This window comes from Oleiphilus sp. HI0079, assembly GCF_001635105.1.
Window position 1 is genome coordinate 1 of the sequence record NZ_LWFT01000081.1, and the last position, 663, is coordinate 663.

The window sequence follows — 663 nt, forward strand, 5'->3', positions numbered from 1 at the left end:
GCTGACCTTGCTCAACGCTCAATTCAACCAGCTCCGCCACGTACGACCCGAAGGATTTGTGCACAGCGATGCCTCGATAACGTGCTTCAGGCGGCTTTTCAGCCCAACCACCATTTTGTGCCGCCAACTTCAGCACAGCGGCCATACGAGGCTGATCCCTCAAGAGCGCTAGCCGGAACTCAACCGCATCCTGCCCTGCCTTCTCGGCACACGCCTCAACAAAGGTTTCGGTAACAAAACCATTGTGCGAGTGCCCGACCGCTCGCCAGTAGCCCACAGGAACCCCCGCGTCCGCCTTACTATATCTAACCTCTTGCGAACCGAAGGCATACGGTAAATCGTCAGCACCTTCGTAAGCGGAACGGTCAGCTGGCGTCATGGGGGTGCCAGCCGTTGCAAGGCCGACCTTGCCAAGCATAGGGAACATAAATTTTGGCGCTGCCGGAAACATAGCCGGCGCAGCATCCCATACATACCAATCCATTACACCAGGCGCGGCTATATGGTGATCCCAAGCAAGGACGTTGTCTTTGTCTACGCGCGCTCGCAGCTTGTGAAGGCTTGCAGGGCGATAAAAATCATTGCGCATGTCATCTTCGCGAGACCAAACCAGTTTTATCGGCAAGCCCGTAGCCTTTGAAATTTCCGCCGCCTCGCCGATGA

At 56.1% G+C, this 663-nt stretch carries 1 pseudogene; it reads right to left on the bottom strand.

Features of this window, described 5'->3' with window-relative positions:
* Positions 1-625: pseudogene (locus A3750_RS01275) on the bottom strand (xanthine dehydrogenase family protein molybdopterin-binding subunit); the annotation flags it as partial.
* Positions 626-663: the final 38 nt, after the last annotated feature.